The 16,327-nt window shown below is 38.8% G+C and carries 15 protein-coding genes; 14 read left to right on the top strand and 1 reads right to left on the bottom strand.

The annotated features are described in order from the left end of the window. Positions 1-62 precede the first annotated feature (62 nt). From EHLA_RS06190 to EHLA_RS06245, 12 genes are all read left to right on the top strand, one after another. Complete coding sequence (locus tag EHLA_RS06190) at positions 63-449, top strand: Asp23/Gls24 family envelope stress response protein (protein WP_021907586.1); 387 nt, start codon at positions 63-65, stop codon at positions 447-449. A 48-nt stretch (positions 450-497) separates the two neighbouring features. After that, positions 498-893 carry a transcription antitermination factor NusB gene (nusB, locus tag EHLA_RS06195; protein ID WP_096241570.1) on the top strand — a complete coding sequence of 132 codons (396 nt, stop codon included), beginning with the start codon at positions 498-500 and terminating at the stop codon, positions 891-893. Positions 894-1,051: 158 nt separating this feature from the next. Beyond that, positions 1,052-2,260, top strand: coding sequence for an exodeoxyribonuclease VII large subunit (gene xseA / locus EHLA_RS06200; RefSeq protein WP_096239794.1), 1,209 nt, complete (start codon positions 1,052-1,054; stop codon positions 2,258-2,260). Between the two features lie 12 nt (positions 2,261-2,272). Continuing rightward, positions 2,273-2,506, top strand: a complete 234-nt coding sequence (gene xseB / locus EHLA_RS06205; protein WP_096239796.1) for an exodeoxyribonuclease VII small subunit — start codon at positions 2,273-2,275, stop codon at positions 2,504-2,506. Further along, the gene (locus EHLA_RS06210) at positions 2,466-3,362 is read left to right on the top strand and encodes a polyprenyl synthetase family protein (RefSeq protein WP_096239798.1); all 897 of its coding nucleotides are present in this window, start codon (positions 2,466-2,468) and stop codon (positions 3,360-3,362) included. Before xseB ends, EHLA_RS06210 begins: the two co-directional genes overlap by 41 nt. A 26-nt stretch (positions 3,363-3,388) precedes the next feature. Next, complete coding sequence (gene dxs / locus EHLA_RS06215; protein WP_096239800.1) at positions 3,389-5,263, top strand: 1-deoxy-D-xylulose-5-phosphate synthase; 1,875 nt, start codon at positions 3,389-3,391, stop codon at positions 5,261-5,263. Between the two features lies 1 nt (position 5,264). Next, on the top strand, positions 5,265-6,089 hold the full coding sequence (locus EHLA_RS06220; protein WP_021907580.1) for a TlyA family RNA methyltransferase: 825 nt from the start codon (positions 5,265-5,267) through the stop codon (positions 6,087-6,089). Between the two features lie 5 nt (positions 6,090-6,094). Then, complete coding sequence (locus EHLA_RS06225; protein ID WP_096239802.1) at positions 6,095-6,931, top strand: NAD(+)/NADH kinase; 837 nt, start codon at positions 6,095-6,097, stop codon at positions 6,929-6,931. A gap of 18 nt (positions 6,932-6,949) precedes the next feature. After that, entirely contained in the window at positions 6,950-7,408 is a 459-nt protein-coding gene (argR, locus tag EHLA_RS06230; protein ID WP_021907578.1) for an arginine repressor, read from the top strand. A gap of 14 nt (positions 7,409-7,422) precedes the next feature. Continuing rightward, positions 7,423-9,090, top strand: coding sequence for a DNA repair protein RecN (gene recN, locus EHLA_RS06235; RefSeq protein ID WP_096239804.1), 1,668 nt, complete (start codon positions 7,423-7,425; stop codon positions 9,088-9,090). 69 nt (positions 9,091-9,159) lie between these two features. Next, positions 9,160-10,233: a SpoIVB peptidase gene (spoIVB, locus tag EHLA_RS06240; RefSeq protein ID WP_157908556.1), complete on the top strand. Its 1,074-nt coding sequence runs from the start codon at positions 9,160-9,162 to the stop codon at positions 10,231-10,233. 16 nt (positions 10,234-10,249) lie between these two features. Beyond that, the gene (locus EHLA_RS06245) at positions 10,250-11,992 is read left to right on the top strand and encodes a putative bifunctional diguanylate cyclase/phosphodiesterase (RefSeq protein WP_096239808.1); all 1,743 of its coding nucleotides are present in this window, start codon (positions 10,250-10,252) and stop codon (positions 11,990-11,992) included. A gap of 84 nt (positions 11,993-12,076) precedes the next feature. Here the strand turns inward: EHLA_RS06245 and EHLA_RS06250 are convergent, their stop codons facing one another. Then, positions 12,077-12,454 (bottom strand): metal-dependent transcriptional regulator, encoded by a 378-nt coding sequence (locus EHLA_RS06250; protein ID WP_021907574.1) that lies wholly within the window; start codon positions 12,452-12,454, stop codon positions 12,077-12,079. A gap of 177 nt (positions 12,455-12,631) precedes the next feature. Between EHLA_RS06250 and EHLA_RS06255 the strand changes: the two genes are divergently transcribed. Together EHLA_RS06255 and EHLA_RS06260 are read left to right on the top strand one after the other, a co-directional pair. Further along, on the top strand, positions 12,632-14,359 hold the full coding sequence (locus EHLA_RS06255) for an ABC transporter ATP-binding protein (RefSeq protein WP_096241571.1): 1,728 nt from the start codon (positions 12,632-12,634) through the stop codon (positions 14,357-14,359). Then, complete coding sequence (locus EHLA_RS06260; RefSeq protein ID WP_096239810.1) at positions 14,360-16,117, top strand: ABC transporter ATP-binding protein; 1,758 nt, start codon at positions 14,360-14,362, stop codon at positions 16,115-16,117. Positions 16,118-16,327: the final 210 nt, after the last annotated feature.

Here is a 16,327-nt window from a genome sequence, read left to right on the forward strand (position 1 = left end):
CATGTGTTTTTTATGCACATGGAAGGTGCTTTTCTATGAGCTGTAGACAAAAGGAGGTTTCCATGGGAAAAGAAAAAGATACAAAGATAAATCATACGGTTTATAACATAGAAGATGTTGGACAGGTTCAGATCGCAGATGAAGTTGTTGCAGTGATTGCCGGTCTGGCGGCAACAGAAACAGATGGAGTTGCCAAGATGTCCGGGAATATTACGAATGAGATCGTAAGTAAGCTTGGAATGAAGAAGCTGTCTAAAGGCGTGAAAGTTACGATCACAGGAACACAGGTAGATGTTACTCTGAATCTTGTACTGAATTATGGTGTGAGCATTCCGAAGACTTCTCAGGAAGTACAGGATAAAGTAAAGAGTGCCATCGAAACGATGACAGGACTTACGGTTTCTGAAGTGAATATCCGTATAGCCGGAATCCAGATGGATTATGAATAGACTGACTACAAGAATACACTGAAGATAACGGAGGTTTGACACATGAAGATGTCCAGAAGAAAGGTAAGAGAAACTATTTTTCTTTTACTGTTTCGTATAGAATTTAATACACAGGAAGAGTTGCAGGAGCAGATGAAGTGGTATTTTGAAGAAAGACCGGATGTGGAAGCGAAAGATCAGCTCTATATCGAGACAAAGATCGGAAGCATTTTAAAGCGTCTGCCGGAGATTGATGACAAGATTCATTCTATTTGTGAAGGCTGGAGACTCGAACGACTTGGAAAGCCGGAACTGGCTATCCTGCGTCTTGCAGTATATGAGATTACAAATGATGCGAATATTCCTACGGGAGTTGCCATCAATGAGGCCGTAGAGCTTGCGAAGATTTATTGCAGTGAGGAAGCTCCCCGTTTTATAAATGGAGTTCTTGCGAAGCTGGCATAGCGAATAATTCGTGACCTGTACCTGGATAACTGAAAAAGAATGAGGCGGCAGGAAGAATTCTCTGCCGCTTTTTTACTTTTACGAAGAACGGTGTTCCGGTATTCAAAAACGCTCTGCGAGAATGGGAACTGCGGAGTACATTGAGGTGGTTTATATTAATGAAGCATATTTTTTCTGTAACACAGATCAATTCTTATATTCATCGTATTTTTGAAAGTGACTATGCACTGAAGAAGATTTATTTAAAGGGAGAAGTTTCAAACTGTAAGTATCATTCTTCCGGGCATATTTATTTTACTTTAAAAGATGAAAAGAGTACACTGCGCTGTGTTATGTTTTCCTCTGACCGGTTTAAAGGACTTGCTTTTCATCTGGAGGATGGACAGCTGATTGAGGCTTGCGGAAATATTTCGGTGTATGAACAGGCAGGCACCTATCAGTTATATGTCCGAAAGATCGAACTGGCGGGAGCGGGGGAACTGTATGTCCGCTATGAAAGACTCAAGCAGGAGCTTGCCGAAAAAGGTTATTTTGATTTTGAAAGAAAGAAACCTTTACCTGCTTATCCGGAGAAGATTGGAATCGTTACGGCGCTTACCGGAGCGGCAATCGAAGATATCAGGAGTATTGCAAGAAGAAGGAATCAGACGGTACAGCTTTACCTTTATCCGGCAAAAGTGCAGGGAGAAGGAGCATCGGCAGAGATTGCGAGAGGAATACGATATTTTGATAAAGCTGGTGTGGATATTATTATTATCGGCCGCGGCGGTGGTTCGATAGAAGATTTGTGGGCATTTAATGAGATGCCGGTGGCGGATGCGATTTATGAGGCAGATACGCCGATCATATCAGGAACTGGTCATGAAGTTGATATGACGATTGCTGACTATTGTGCGGATGTTCGTGCGGCAACCCCTTCTGCAGCCTGTGAGCTTGCGATTCCAGATATGCAGTCCATTTTTACAAAGCTTTCAAATTATCGTGAAGCATTGGATATGCAGGCAGAACAAAGGTGTGCGCAGTTACGGCAGCAGATGATTCTGTTACAAAGACAGCTTGAAGCAGGAAGACCGGACAGAAAGCTTTTAAAACATAAATTGCTCTATGAGCGCTTAGAGAATCGTTTATCACAGGCCATAAAAGAAAAGTACAGGAGTCGTCAGCAGATGTTTTCAAGATACGTAGATCAGCTTTCCGGGCTTGCTCCAACGAATCGATTAAAGGGAGGCTATGCATTTGCACAGACAAAAGATGGCCGACCGGTTGCTTCCATAGAACAGCTGGAGAAAGAAGTTCCTTTTTTCCTTACCTTTTCAGATGGAGAGGCAGAAGTAATACCGGTTCATCTGAAGAAGAATAAAAAGTAAAGAGGTTGAAATATGGCAAAAGCGAAGTTTTCAATAGAAGAAGCCTTTGAACAGTTAGAACACATTATTGAGCAGCTTTCCGAAGAGGAAGTCAGCTTAGCAGATTCGATGGACCTTTATAAAAAAGGAGTAAAGCTTTTAGATAAGTGTTCGCAGACATTAGATAAAACACAAAAAGAGATAATTATCTTACAGGAGGGACAAAATGAAGCCATCCATAAAGGAACAGCTTCCGATGAAGATTGAACAGATTGAAAATATGATCTATCCGTTTCTTCCGGAAGAAAAAGGATTGCAAAAGACAGTATTAACTGCAATGAATTATAGTGTAAAGGCAGGAGGAAAGCGTCTCCGTCCGATGCTTATGCTGGAAACTTACAGGATGTTTGGAGGGGAAGACCTTAGCGTAATAAAACCTTTTATGGCTGCGATCGAGATGATTCATACGTATTCCCTGATTCATGATGATCTTCCGGCGCTTGATAATGATGATCTTCGAAGAGGTCTCCCGACAGCTCACGTAAAGTTTGGAGAAGCGATGGCGATTCTTGCCGGAGATGCCTTATTAAATTATGCATTTGAAACGGCATCAAAGGCATTTTGTGGGGACGCACAGGATATAACGACAGCAAAAGCAGTGCAGATTCTGGCGAAAAAGCCAGGAATCTACGGTATGATCGGTGGTCAGACAGTGGATGTGGAAGAAGAGAATAAGGAAATAAGTTTTGATACGTTGATGTATATCCACAACAATAAAACAGCAGCCCTGATCGAGTGTGCAATGATGATCGGAGCGGTATTAGCCGGAGCATCAGAGGTTGAAGTAGCAACCATAGAAAAGATTGCAAATAAAGTTGGGATTGCTTTTCAGATAGAAGATGATATTCTTGATGTAGTGAGTACAAGTGAGACATTAGGAAAACCAGCAGGGAGCGATGAAAAGAACGGAAAGAATACATATGTACTTTTTCGTGGCTTAGAACAGTCCGGAGAAGATGCGAAGCAGTATACAGAGGAAGCATTACAGCTTTTTGATGCTTTAGAATATAAGAATGACTTTTTACGAGAACTGCTATTATACTTAGTTGGAAGAAAGAATTAAAAATATGTACTCTCGGAGGATGCGTAATGGTACGTTTATTAAATCAGATAAAAGAACCAAATGATATTAAAAGGATTTCTCCTAAGCTCTACCCGGTTTTGGCAGAGGAAATCAGAGATTTTCTTTTGAATAATGTAAGTCAGACAGGCGGACATCTTGCTTCGAATCTGGGAGCAGTAGAGATTACGATGGCGCTGCATATCTGCCTTCGTTTTCCGGAGGATAAAGTTGTATATGATGTGGGACATCAGTCTTACGTTCATAAAATATTAACAGGGAGAAAAGACGAATTTTCAACATTGCGGCAAAAGGATGGACTTTGTGGCTTTCCTAAAAGAAGTGAAAGTGAATGTGATGTGTTTGGAACAGGTCACAGTTCCACATCGATTTCTGCAGCACTTGGTCTGGCAGTGGCAAGGGACCTCGAACAAAAAGATAATACCGTTGTAGCAGTGATCGGGGATGGCGCGTTATCTGGTGGAATGGCGTATGAAGCGTTAAATAATTTATCTATTCTCCGAAAAGAAAAAAAGAATATGATTATTATCTTAAATGATAATAAGATGTCTATTTCAGAAAATGTCGGCGGGATGAGCCGTTATTTAAATGATCTGCGTTCCAGAAAGAGTTACAGTGAATTTAAAGAGAATGTAGAAAGTGCACTGAACAATATTCCGGGAGTAGGAAAGAGCGTTGCCAGAACGTTAAAGAAGTCCAAAGATTCCATTAAGCAGTTATTTATTCCAGGAATGTTGTTTGAAAATATGGGAATTACTTACTACGGACTTGTAAACGGGCACGATATTTATGAACTGATTCATGCGATTAACCGGGCGAAGCAGCATGAGGGACCGGTATTGATCCATGCGATTACCAGAAAGGGAATGGGCTATAAGAATGCCGAAAAGAATCCGGAAAAGTTTCATGGAATCGGACCATTTGACAGAGAAAGCGGAGAGCTTTTAGCAAAGAAAACGAAGAAGACATATACAGATGTGTTTGCGGATAGTCTGGTTGCCTTAGCAAAAAATAATAAAAAGATTGTAGCAATTACTGCTGCCATGCCATCCGGAACCGGATTGAAAAGTTTTAAAAAATATTATCCGAAACGGTTTTTTGATGTAGGTATCGCAGAAGAACATGCCGTTACCTTTGCAGCAGGTCTTGCGGCACAGGGAATGCATCCGGTATTTGCTGTATATTCTTCTTTTTTACAAAGAGGATATGACCAGGTTCTCCATGATGTGTGCATACAGAAGTTACCGGTATTTTTCTGTATTGACCGTTCCGGTCTTGTAGGGGCAGATGGAGAAACACATCAGGGTATTTTTGATATTTCCTATCTTGGCCATATTCCGAACATGGTACTTATGGCTCCTAAAAATGGCAGGGAAATGCCGGAGATGATGAAGTTTGCTTTAGAATATAACGGACCAATTGCTATGAAGTATCCAAGGGGAAGTGTGTATGAGGGACTTTCTGAATACAACGCTCCTGTAGAACTTGGAAAAAGTGAAGTTATTCATGAAGGACAGGATGTCGTGATCTTATCTGTTGGAAGTATCATGGAAGAGTGTGAAAAGGCAGTACAGCATCTTCAGGAAAAAGGATATAATCCGGGTCTTGTCAATGTTCGTTTTATTCGGCCAATGGACGAAGACTTATTACGAGAGCTTGCGGCAAAGTATCCGCTTATTGTTACCGTAGAGGAGAATGAATTAATTGGAGGATATGGTCAGATGGTTTCTGCCTTCCTTCATAAAAATAAATATCATAATGATCTGCTGTCACTGGGAATATCAGATTATTTTGTGCGTCATGCCACTGTGGCACAGCAAAGAGAACAGGCCGGAATCGATGCCGATTCCATCGTAAAGTCAATAATAGATAGGATGAATTAAGATGAAACAGCGTTTGGATATATTATTAGTAGAACAGGGATTAGCTGCATCCAGAGAAAAAGCAAAAGCAATGATCATGTCGGGAGTTGTTTTTGTAAATGGTCAAAGAGAAGATAAAGCAGGAAGTACTTTTGATGAAAAGGCAGCAGCAACGATCGAAATCCATGGCTCCACATTAAGATACGTGAGTCGTGGAGGATTAAAACTGGAGAAAGCCGTAGAACAGTTTGGATTTTCTTTAAAAGATAAAGTGTGCATGGATGTTGGCGCTTCTACCGGAGGATTTACGGATTGCATGCTGCAAAACGGAGCAGTAAAAGTATTTTCTGTAGATGTAGGAAGAGGACAGCTTGACTGGAAGTTACGGAATGATGAACGTGTTGTCTGTATGGAAAAGACGAATATGCGTTATGTGAAGCCGGAGGATATTGGAGAGCTGGTCGATTTTATTTCGATTGACGTTTCCTTTATCTCACTTACAAAGATTTTACCACCGGTAAAAGCATGTCTGAAAGAAGGAGGACAGGTTGTCTGCCTCATCAAACCACAGTTTGAAGCAGGCAGGGAGAAGGTTGGTAAAAAAGGTGTTGTAAGAGACCGGGCCGTTCATGAAGATGTAATAAAACAGATTATGGATTTTGCTGCGGCACTTGGTTTTTCTTTACTGCATCTTGACTATTCTCCGATCAAAGGACCGGAGGGCAACATAGAGTATTTATTGCATTTATTAAACAGACCGGAGGAAAGCCAGATTGATGAGAAGATGATACCGGATGTCGTTACCGCATCCCACCAGTCTCTTTCTCATCGTGATGCGGCAAAATAGACACCATGAACAATTTTTTTATTATTGCAAATAAACAAAAAGATATTAATCTTGAAATTACAGAACAGATTAGACATCATATTTCAAGATTGGGTGCAGTATGTAATATCTATGACCAATATGACAGAGATGTCTCTTCGATTGATATACCGGAAGGAACACAGTGTATTTTAGTAATCGGAGGGGATGGAACCATTCTTGCGGCAGCAAGGATGCTTGTTGGAAGTAATATTCCGTTACTGGGAATTAATCTTGGAACACTTGGATTTCTTGCAGATGTGAACCTTGCAGATTTGTCAAAGACTCTGGATTTACTGCTCCAGGATCAGTACCAGGTAGAAAATCGCATTATGCTCACTGCGGAGGTATATAAACAGGGAGAAAAGGCAGCGACATATATTGCATTAAATGACTTTAACATTAATCGCTTTGGAGCATCCAGAGTTATTGGATTAAAGGTAGATATCAATGGTTCAGTCATTGACCGTTATCGTGCAGATGGAGTGATCGTCTGTACTCCAACCGGCTCTACCGGATATAATTTATCCGCCGGTGGTCCGATCATCAATCCGACCTGTAAAAACTTTGTGATCACCCCAATCTGTCCGCATTCCCTGACCGCACGAAGCATCGTCCTTGCAAAGGAAGATGTTGTAACAGTGGAAGTAGAACAGATCAGAAGCAACATAAAGGAAGAGGCAATCATTTCTTTTGATGGAAGAGAAGGCCTTTCTCTGTTTCCTGGGGACCAGGTGAAAATATATAAATCGCAGGAGGTAACTCCGTTTATTAAGGCAACGGAAGTCAGCTTTGTACAGATTTTGAAGGAGAAGCTTTTATAACAGAAGTGGAGATAATAAATGAAGGGAAAACGACAGGAAAAAATACTGGAGATTATCCGGACAAATGATATAGAAACACAGGAAGAACTGACGAAAAAATTGTCAGAAGCAGGATTTTCTTCTACGCAGGGAACCGTTTCGAGAGATATCCGCGAATTAAAACTTACCAAGGTTACCGGTGCAAATGGAAGACAGAAATATGCACCGATTCAAGCAGAGGATATTCATGTTTCCAGTAAGTATAAAAGAGTATTGTCAGAAGGAATCCTTCACATGGACAATGCGGAAAATATTTTAGTACTGAAAACTGTTCCAGGCATGGCGATGGCATGTGCGGCGGCAATAGATTCTATTTCTCTTCATGGAGTGCTGGGGTGTATTGCCGGAGACGACACGATCATGTGTGTGGTGAAAGAAACTTCTATGGTGGAAGAAGTCATGAAGGAAATTGACACAATTATGAAAGGACATCGTTAACATCGGAGGTTGCTATGCTCATAAATTTACACGTTAAAAATCTGGCACTTATCGAGGAAACAGAAGTAGATTTTACAGATCATCTGAATATACTTACCGGAGAAACCGGTGCAGGTAAATCAATCCTGATCGGGTCGATTCAATCTGCACTTGGTGCAAAGATTCCAAAGGATATGATAAGAAATGGCTGTGATAGTGCATTAATTGAACTGATCTTTCATACGAAGAGCGAGGCTGTACGAAAAAAGATGGAAGAATTTGAAATTCCGTTTGAAGATGGTGAGATTATCATATCAAGAAGAATTACCAATCATCGTGTGATTAATAAAGTAAATGATATCAGTGTAACAATCGGAAGATTAAAAGAGCTTTCACCCCTTCTTCTTGATCTTAGCGGGCAGCATGAAAATCAGCTTCTTTTAAAACCGCAGAATCATTTAAAGATCATTGATAGTTACCATAGGAATCTGATTACGCCAATAAAGGAAAAAACAGCATCTCTTTATCATGAATACCAGGAACTTAGGCAAACGCTTTCTGAACAGAATATGGGAGAAGAGCAGAGAATCCGGGAGATGGAGTTTTTAAAATATGAGATTCAGGAGATTGAAGAGGCCAATTTACAGTCAGGAGAGGATGAGACATTAGAAGCGCAATATCAGAAAGTGTCTCATGCGAGAGAAATTCTTTCTGATTGTTCAGCAGTACATGAAATGACGGCAGGACAAAGTGGCTGCGCAGGAGATTTAATTGGTTCAGCAGTACAAAAGTTATATACGGTAGAAAGCATGGATGCCGGGGCGAAGGGACTAACGGAACAGCTGCAAACGATAGATTCGTTGCTTAATGATTTTAACAGAGAGCTGTCCGGATATATAGATTCTATGGAGTTTGATGGAGAGCAGTTTGCTGAACTGGAAGATCGGTTAAATCTTATTAATCATTTAAAAGCAAAGTATGGAGATTCCATAGAAAAAATACAAAAATATCATGATGACAGCGTTGAAAAATATGAAAAACTTTCCAATTATGAAGAGTATATTTCCAAGATAAAAAGGGAATTATCTAAAGTGAGAGAAAAGCTAGATATACAGTGCGATAAACTGACTTCTTTGCGAAAAGATGCGGCAATTCCTTTAACGCAGTTGATTAAAGAAGCGCTGCGCGATCTTAATTTTTTAGATGTAGAATTTGAAATTGCCTTTGAGCAGTCAGCACAGTACTCTCCTCATGGAAGAGATACGGTTTGTTTTATGATTTCTACGAATCCTGGCCAGACAGTCAGACCGTTGCATGAAATCGCATCTGGCGGTGAACTTTCCCGAATCATGCTGGCAATTAAGTCGATTCTTGCAGATGAAGAGGGAATAGAAACATTGATTTTTGATGAAATTGATACCGGAATCAGCGGACGAACAGCGCAGAAAGTTTCGGAAAGGCTTGCCTGCATCGCGAAAAAGCGACAGGTAATCGCTATTACACATCTGCCTCAGATTGCGGCAATGGCAGATGCACATTATCTTATCGAAAAAACAAGTGATTCCAATTCTACGATCAGTAATATTTATTTACTTACCGAAGAAGAATCTGTAAAAGAACTTGCCAGAATGCTTGGCGGTGTTCGTATTACAGATGCCGTTTTGCAGAATGCAAGGGAAATGCGTACCCTGGCAAAACAGTAAAATATGTCTGTTTGAAACAGCAGTATGCCTGCCATACTAAGTGAAAACTTAGATATGGGGGCATTTTTTATGAGGAAAAATTTAAAAGGGTTCTATATTATCTTGTTGGTTTTCATCTTGTCAGTCATAGGAAGATACGGGTCTTGTCTGCAATCAGAAGATGTATTTTCTGCGCAGATACAGAGGCAGAACAGAAAGTTATCCCAGAAGGAGAAGAATACAAAGGTTTATGCATCAGGTGTTCCGATTGGTATTTATGTAAAAACAGAAGGAATTCTTGTTCTCGGATTACAGCAGGTAGAATGTCAGAATGGAAAAGCTGTTTGTCCGGCCGCCTGTAAAATAAAAGCAGGAGACTATATTCTCACTTTAAATGGACAGAGGATCACGACAAAACAGCAATTTATACATTTATTACAAAAAAATAGGGAAAAAGAAATTGTTTTAACCGTTAAAAGAAAAAATAAAATAATAAAAATAAAAATAAAACCAGTGTATTCAGGTAAAAATAATTGTTATCAGATTGGGGTATGGATAAGGAATGATACACAGGGGATAGGAACGATTACTTTTATCAGAGAAGATGGAACTTTTGCGGCGCTTGGGCATGGAATTAGTGATGGAGATATCGGAGTGCAGTTTCTGATAGAAGGAGGAAGTGCTTACCGGGCCGATATCGCCTCTATCCTAAAAGGAAAGGCAGGTAAGCCGGGTGAAGTAATTGGAACGATCAATTATGTGCCGCAAAATTATCTGGGAGAAATATATGCGAATACAACAGGCGGTATATTTGGAAAAATGATAAAAAATAAAAAAGAATTTTGTGTGGGTGAAAAACTTCCTGTCGCAAAAAAATCAGAAATACAGACAGGAAGAGCATATTTAAGAAGCAGTATCAGTGGAAAAAGTAAAGAGTATTCCATAGAAATAGAAAAAATCTTTCTTCATGAAAAAGATTCTTTAAAAACTCTAAAGATAAAAGTGACCGATCCGGAACTGATCGCACTCACCGGTGGAATCATACAGGGACTCAGTGGCAGTCCTATTTTACAAAATGGAAAGTTAGTTGGAGCAGTGACCCATGTTTTAATTGATAATCCTAAAATGGGTTATGGTATATTTGCAGAAAGTATGCTAGAATAAAAAACAGGATTTGGCGATGACAGATATTGCAAAAATAAGGACAGGTAAGGTAAAAGGAACGATGAACAGTAACAATTTAAGTGATTATTATTATAACCATTCTTTTATGGAAAGGCTTCGGAAGCGACTTCCGGAAATTCTTCCGAACACATATTGCATAGTAGCAATTGATATTGAACATTTCCGCCTTTTTAATAAATTGTATGGGAGAAGTTCAGGGGATGAAGTCATTCGTTATATTTATACCTGTCTGAAACAAAGTGCGTTAGAATATGACGGAATTGATGCGTATTTAGGTGGAGATAATTTTGTCGCTTTTTTGCCGGATGATGATGAAGTACTTAATAATATCCGTCAGAAGATTATAAAGAAGTTTAGTAAGTGGAATAACACATCCGCCTTTTTCCCTCTGTTTGGTGTATATACAATAGAAGATACTTCTGTTTTACCAGAATTGATGTATGATCATGCAATGCTTGCTTTGTCTCATGCAGAAGAAGATTATAAGTGGCATATTTGTCGATATACGATGGAAATGGAATCTTGTTTGGAAGAAGAAGTTTATCTTTTGGCAGCAATAGAAGAAGGGTTACAAAAAGAAGAGTTTACCTTTTTTGCACAGCCACAATGTAATATTGCAACCGGACAGATTGTAGGAGCGGAGGCCTTAGTACGATGGCAGAAACCTGATGGTGAAGTTCTTTTACCAGGGGGATTTATCCCAGTGTTAGAAAAGAATAAGATGATAGATCGATTAGATCGTTATGTCTGGGAGAAGGTTTGTCAGTGGCTTAGAGGTTGGATTGATCAGGGATATTCTCCTGTTCCGATTTCTATTAATGTATCTCGTATCGATATATTTGAAATGGATGTTCCAAAGTATATTTTTTCCTTGCTTGAGAAGTATCAGATTCCAGAATATCTCATTAAGATTGAGATTACAGAGAGTGCCTATACAGAGAATAATAACAGGATATCACATGCAGTAAATACTCTTCGAAACAGAGGTTTGGTTGTTATGATGGATGATTTTGGCTGTGGCTACTCTTCTTTAAATATGTTAAAGAATATACCAGTTGATGTGTTGAAGCTTGATATGCGCTTTTTGCAATTTAAGGAAGAGGAGAGACAAAAAAGTGCTAATATTCTGGAAGCAATCGTAAACATGGCTGGACTTTTGCATCTCCCTATTGTTGTTGAAGGGGTAGAGAATGAAAGTCAGGAGAAGTTCGTACAGAAATTAGGGTGTCGTTATATACAGGGTTTTTATTATTATAAACCATTGCCGATTAAGAAGTTTGAAGAATTATTAAGAGATAAAAGACAGATTGATACCCAGGGGCTTGTTTACAAACAAGTTGAACCGATGCATATTCGTGAATTTATAGACACGAATTTTGTCAGTGACAGTATGTTAAATAATGTGTTAGGACCGGTAGTTTTTTTTGAAGTATTCGGTGGAGATATTAAAGTTACTCGCGTAAACGAACAATATTTTCGAATGATCGGAGAACAGCATTTTGAAGAAGATATTCAAAGAGAATTTTTAAAGAGAATACCGGAAGAGGAACGATGTGTGTTCCACCGAATGATAGAAAAAGCATTTGAAAATCCGGTGCTTGGTGCGGATGGAATGATTCATCTTTTACGTGAAGGAGAGCAAAAGATGTCTGTATATACCAAAGTATTTTATCTGAGAGAACGAGAAGGATACCGGCAGTACTACTGCTCTTTGATGGATATAAGCAGAGTAATCTAAAAATACAAAATAGAAAGTAAAAAGGAATAGTATCAATCGATAGCAGATCGTAGATACCATTCCTTTTTTAATGTTGATATTCAATTATTCTATGTTCGTCTTTACATGTTTTTTGATTGCTTCAAAGCTTTCTTTACTGATAATATGTTCTATCTTGCAGGCATCCTTTTCTGCAATTTCTGCGGAAACACCTAATTTCTCCAAACAGGATGTAAGTATCCGATGTCGTTCATAGATCATATCAGCAATTGCCTTTCCGGATTCTGTAAGATAGATATATCCGGCATCTGTTACTGTGATGTGATTCTTCTCACGAAGATTCTTCATAGCAATACTTACACTCGATTTTTTAAAGTCAAGCTCATTGGCAATATCAACGGAACGAACAACAGGAAGTTTTTTGCTGAGAACTAAAATCGTTTCTAAATAGTTTTCAGCGGATTCGTTGTATTTTTCCTTCAATATAATCACCTCAATAAATATATAAATTCAATTGATAATATCATAACATATTGAAAGCAATTTTTCAAATAAAGCTGATGAAAAAATTTATCTATCTCTTTAAAAAGACGAAAGAAGATGTTAAACTGTAACGGGGCATTCTTGAATTTAACAGAAAGGACGGAAAGAAGAATTTTTATGAAGAAATTATTATACTTTATGAAAGACTATAAAAAGGAAAGTGTTCTGGCTCCTTTATTTAAAATGCTAGAAGCCTTTTTTGAATTATTTGTACCTTTAGTTGTTGCTTCAATCATTGATGATGGTATTATTTTAAAGAATCAGAGCCATATTATAAAAATGTGTCTGTTACTTCTTCTGCTGGCGGCAGTTGGTCTTACCTGTTCAATTACGGCACAGTATTTTGCAGCTAAGTCGGCAGTAGGGGCCGCGACCGGAATTCGATATGAGCTTTTTACGCATATTCAGACACTTGGATATGAAGAAATGGACACGATAGGTACTTCTACACTGATTACCCGTATGACAAGTGATATTAACCAAGTGCAAAATGGTATCAATCTTGTACTCCGGCTTTTTCTGCGTTCTCCGTTTATCGTATTTGGAGCAATGATCATGGCCTTTACAATTGATGTAAAGGCAGCGATGATTTTTGTTGTTGCAATTATCCTGTTATCTATTGTGGTTTTTGGCGTTATGTTTATTACAAAGCCACTTTATAAGAAAGTACAGGCAGGATTAGATACGATTCTTGGAACAACGAGAGAAAACCTTACAGGAGTAAGAGTAATCCGGGCATTTCATCAGGAACAGGCAGAATATGAGAAGTTTTTCAGTCAGAATGAACAGTTGACTTTATTACAAAAACTAGCAGGTAAAATATCCGGATTAACGAATCCACTTACATTTGTGATCATAAACTTTGCAATTCTTGTCCTTATTCATACGGGAGCAGTTCGTGTCAGCCTTGGAACATTATCACAGGGTCAGGTAGTAGCTCTTTATAACTATATGTCACAGATTCTTGTGGAACTGATCAAATTAGCAAATTTAATTATATCCGTTACAAGGGCAATGGCTTGTTTTAATCGTATTCAGGATGTTTTTTCTATCGAACCATCCATGAAGGAAGGAAATGAAAAATCTACCAATATTAGAAATGATGTTCCGGCAGTAGAATTTAAAAATGTATCGTTTACTTATGCCGGAGGCGGAGATCATGCAATAGAGAATATTTCTTTTAAAGCAATGGCGGGGCAGACAATTGGAATTATTGGTGGTACAGGTTCCGGAAAGTCAACGCTTGTAAACTTGATTCCAAGATTTTATGATGCTACAGAAGGAGAAATAGATATCGCAGGAGAAAATGTACGGGAATACACGTATGAGTCACTTCGAAAAATGATTTCTGTTGTTCCGCAGAAAGCGCAGCTCTTTGCAGGAACAATACGAGATAATCTGATGTTTGGCTGTCCTGATGCTACGGAAGAACAGATAGAGGAAGCACTTGTTATTTCTCAGGCAAAAGAGTTTGTGGATACAAAAGAAGGCAGATTGGATGCTGTTGTAGAACAGGGAGGAAAGAATCTTTCCGGTGGACAAAGACAACGTCTTACGTTGGCAAGAGCATTAGTACCACAGTCCGATATCCTTATTATGGATGACAGTGCCTCAGCACTTGACTATGCAACAGATGCAAAACTTCGAAAAGCAATTCAAAATATGAAGCGTAAACCAACGGTGTTTATTGTTTCGCAAAGAACGTCTTCTATTCAGGATGCCGATAGTATTCTTGTACTTGATGATGGAAAGATTGCAGGAAAGGGAACACATGAAGAGCTGATTGCTTCCTGTGATATTTACCGCGAGATTTATGAAACACAGTTTAAGAAGGAGGAAGCGTAGATGGCAGAGCAGAAAGCAGCTGGCAAAAGAAAAAGCACGATGAAAAAAGTGTGGTATTATTTAAAGAATTATCGTTTTCTCCTTATTGTGTCTGTTGTGATGGCAGCAGTCACTGTTGCAGGAACCTTGTATGTTCCGATTCTTGTTGGAGATGCGATTGACTATATCATTAAAAAGGGACAGGTAGATTTTATGGCGATCGCAGGCATACTTGAAAAAGGCGCGGTTGTAATTGTTTTTACCGGAGCTGCACAGTGGATTATGAATGTCTGCAATAATCATATTACTTTTCATGTGACAAGAGACATTCGAAACGAAGCAATGAAAAAGATTGAGAAGCTTCCATTAAAATATATAGATGGACATTCTTACGGAGATGTAGTAAGCCGTGTTATTGCAGATGTCGATCAGTTTGCAGACGGACTTCTCATGGGATTTACGCAGTTTTTTACTGGAGTAGTTACAATTTTAGGAACGCTTGGATTTATCTTTTCTATCCATTTGGGAATCGCTCTGTTAGTTGTCTGTCTTACACCGATTTCATTACTAGTCGCTCGTTTTATTGCTACACATACTTACTCCATGTTTAAATTGCAGTCTGAGACAAGAGGAGAACAGACAGCATTAATCGAAGAAATGATCGAGGGAGAAAAAGTTGTAAAAGCTTTTGGTTACGAAAAAAGAGCAGCAGAACGTTTTTCTAAAGTAAATGAAAAATTACAGGGATATTCTTTAAAAGCAATCTTCTTTTCTTCTATTACAAATCCTTCCACTCGTTTTGTAAATAGTATTGTATACGCAAGTGTTGCATTAAGCGGTGCACTTACAGCAATTAGCGGAGGACTGAGTGTAGGACAGCTTACCTGTTTATTAAGTTATGCAAATCAGTATACGAAACCATTTAATGAAATATCCGGCGTAGTGACAGAACTACAGAATGCTTTAGCCTGTGCTGCACGTATTTTTGAACTTATTGAGGAAAAACCGGAGAGTGATGATAAAAAAGATGCGATGATCTTAAGGAATCCAGAAGGTAATGTTACACTTTCTCATGTCGCATTTTCTTATACAAAAGAAAAACAACTGATAGAAGATTTTAATCTCAAGGTAAAAGAAGGACAGCGCATTGCAATCGTTGGACCTACCGGCTGCGGAAAAACAACAATTATCAATCTTCTAATGCGTTTTTATGATGTGAATCAGGGAAAGATCATGGTAGAAGGAACAGATATTCGTGATATCACAAGAGAAAGTCTTCGAACTTCCTATGGAATGGTTTTACAGGATACCTGGCTTCGAAGTGGAACAATTCGTGACAATATCACAATGGGAAGAGAAGGCTTTACGGATGAGCAGATTATTACTGCTGCAAAAGAAGCACATTCCTATAGTTTCATTAAAAAGATGCCAAAGGGTCTTGATACGTATATTACGGAAGATGGAGCCGGAATGAGTCAGGGACAAAAACAGCTTCTTTGTATTACAAGAGTCATGCTTGATCTGCCAGCTATGTTGATTCTTGATGAGGCAACTTCTTCGATTGATACCCGTACAGAACAAAAGATTCAAAATGCTTTTGCAAAAATGATGGAAGGACGTACCAGCTTTATTGTAGCCCATCGTCTCTCTACCATTCAGAATGCCGACGTGATTCTCGTTATGCAGGATGGACATATTATTGAGCAGGGAAATCATGAGAATCTGTTAAAGAAAAATGGTTTTTATGCAAATCTTTACAATAGCCAGTTTGCGAATTAGAGAAAAAGAAAGAAAAATAGAAAAGGCTGTTTGCGCAAAAACATGTATTGTTTTTTATAAAATACAAGAAAATGAGTAATATAGAGGTAATTTGAGAAAGAATCGTAGTTTACTATCTTGTATACTTGAACTAAATTTTATATAATAGGAACTGTGCCGCAAGGGTAAAATGTGGCAGTTGCAAAGGAAACAGGTTTATCTCAGTCGAGA

This window comes from Anaerobutyricum hallii (assembly GCF_900209925.1).
Taxonomy (GTDB): domain Bacteria; phylum Bacillota; class Clostridia; order Lachnospirales; family Lachnospiraceae; genus Anaerobutyricum; species Anaerobutyricum soehngenii.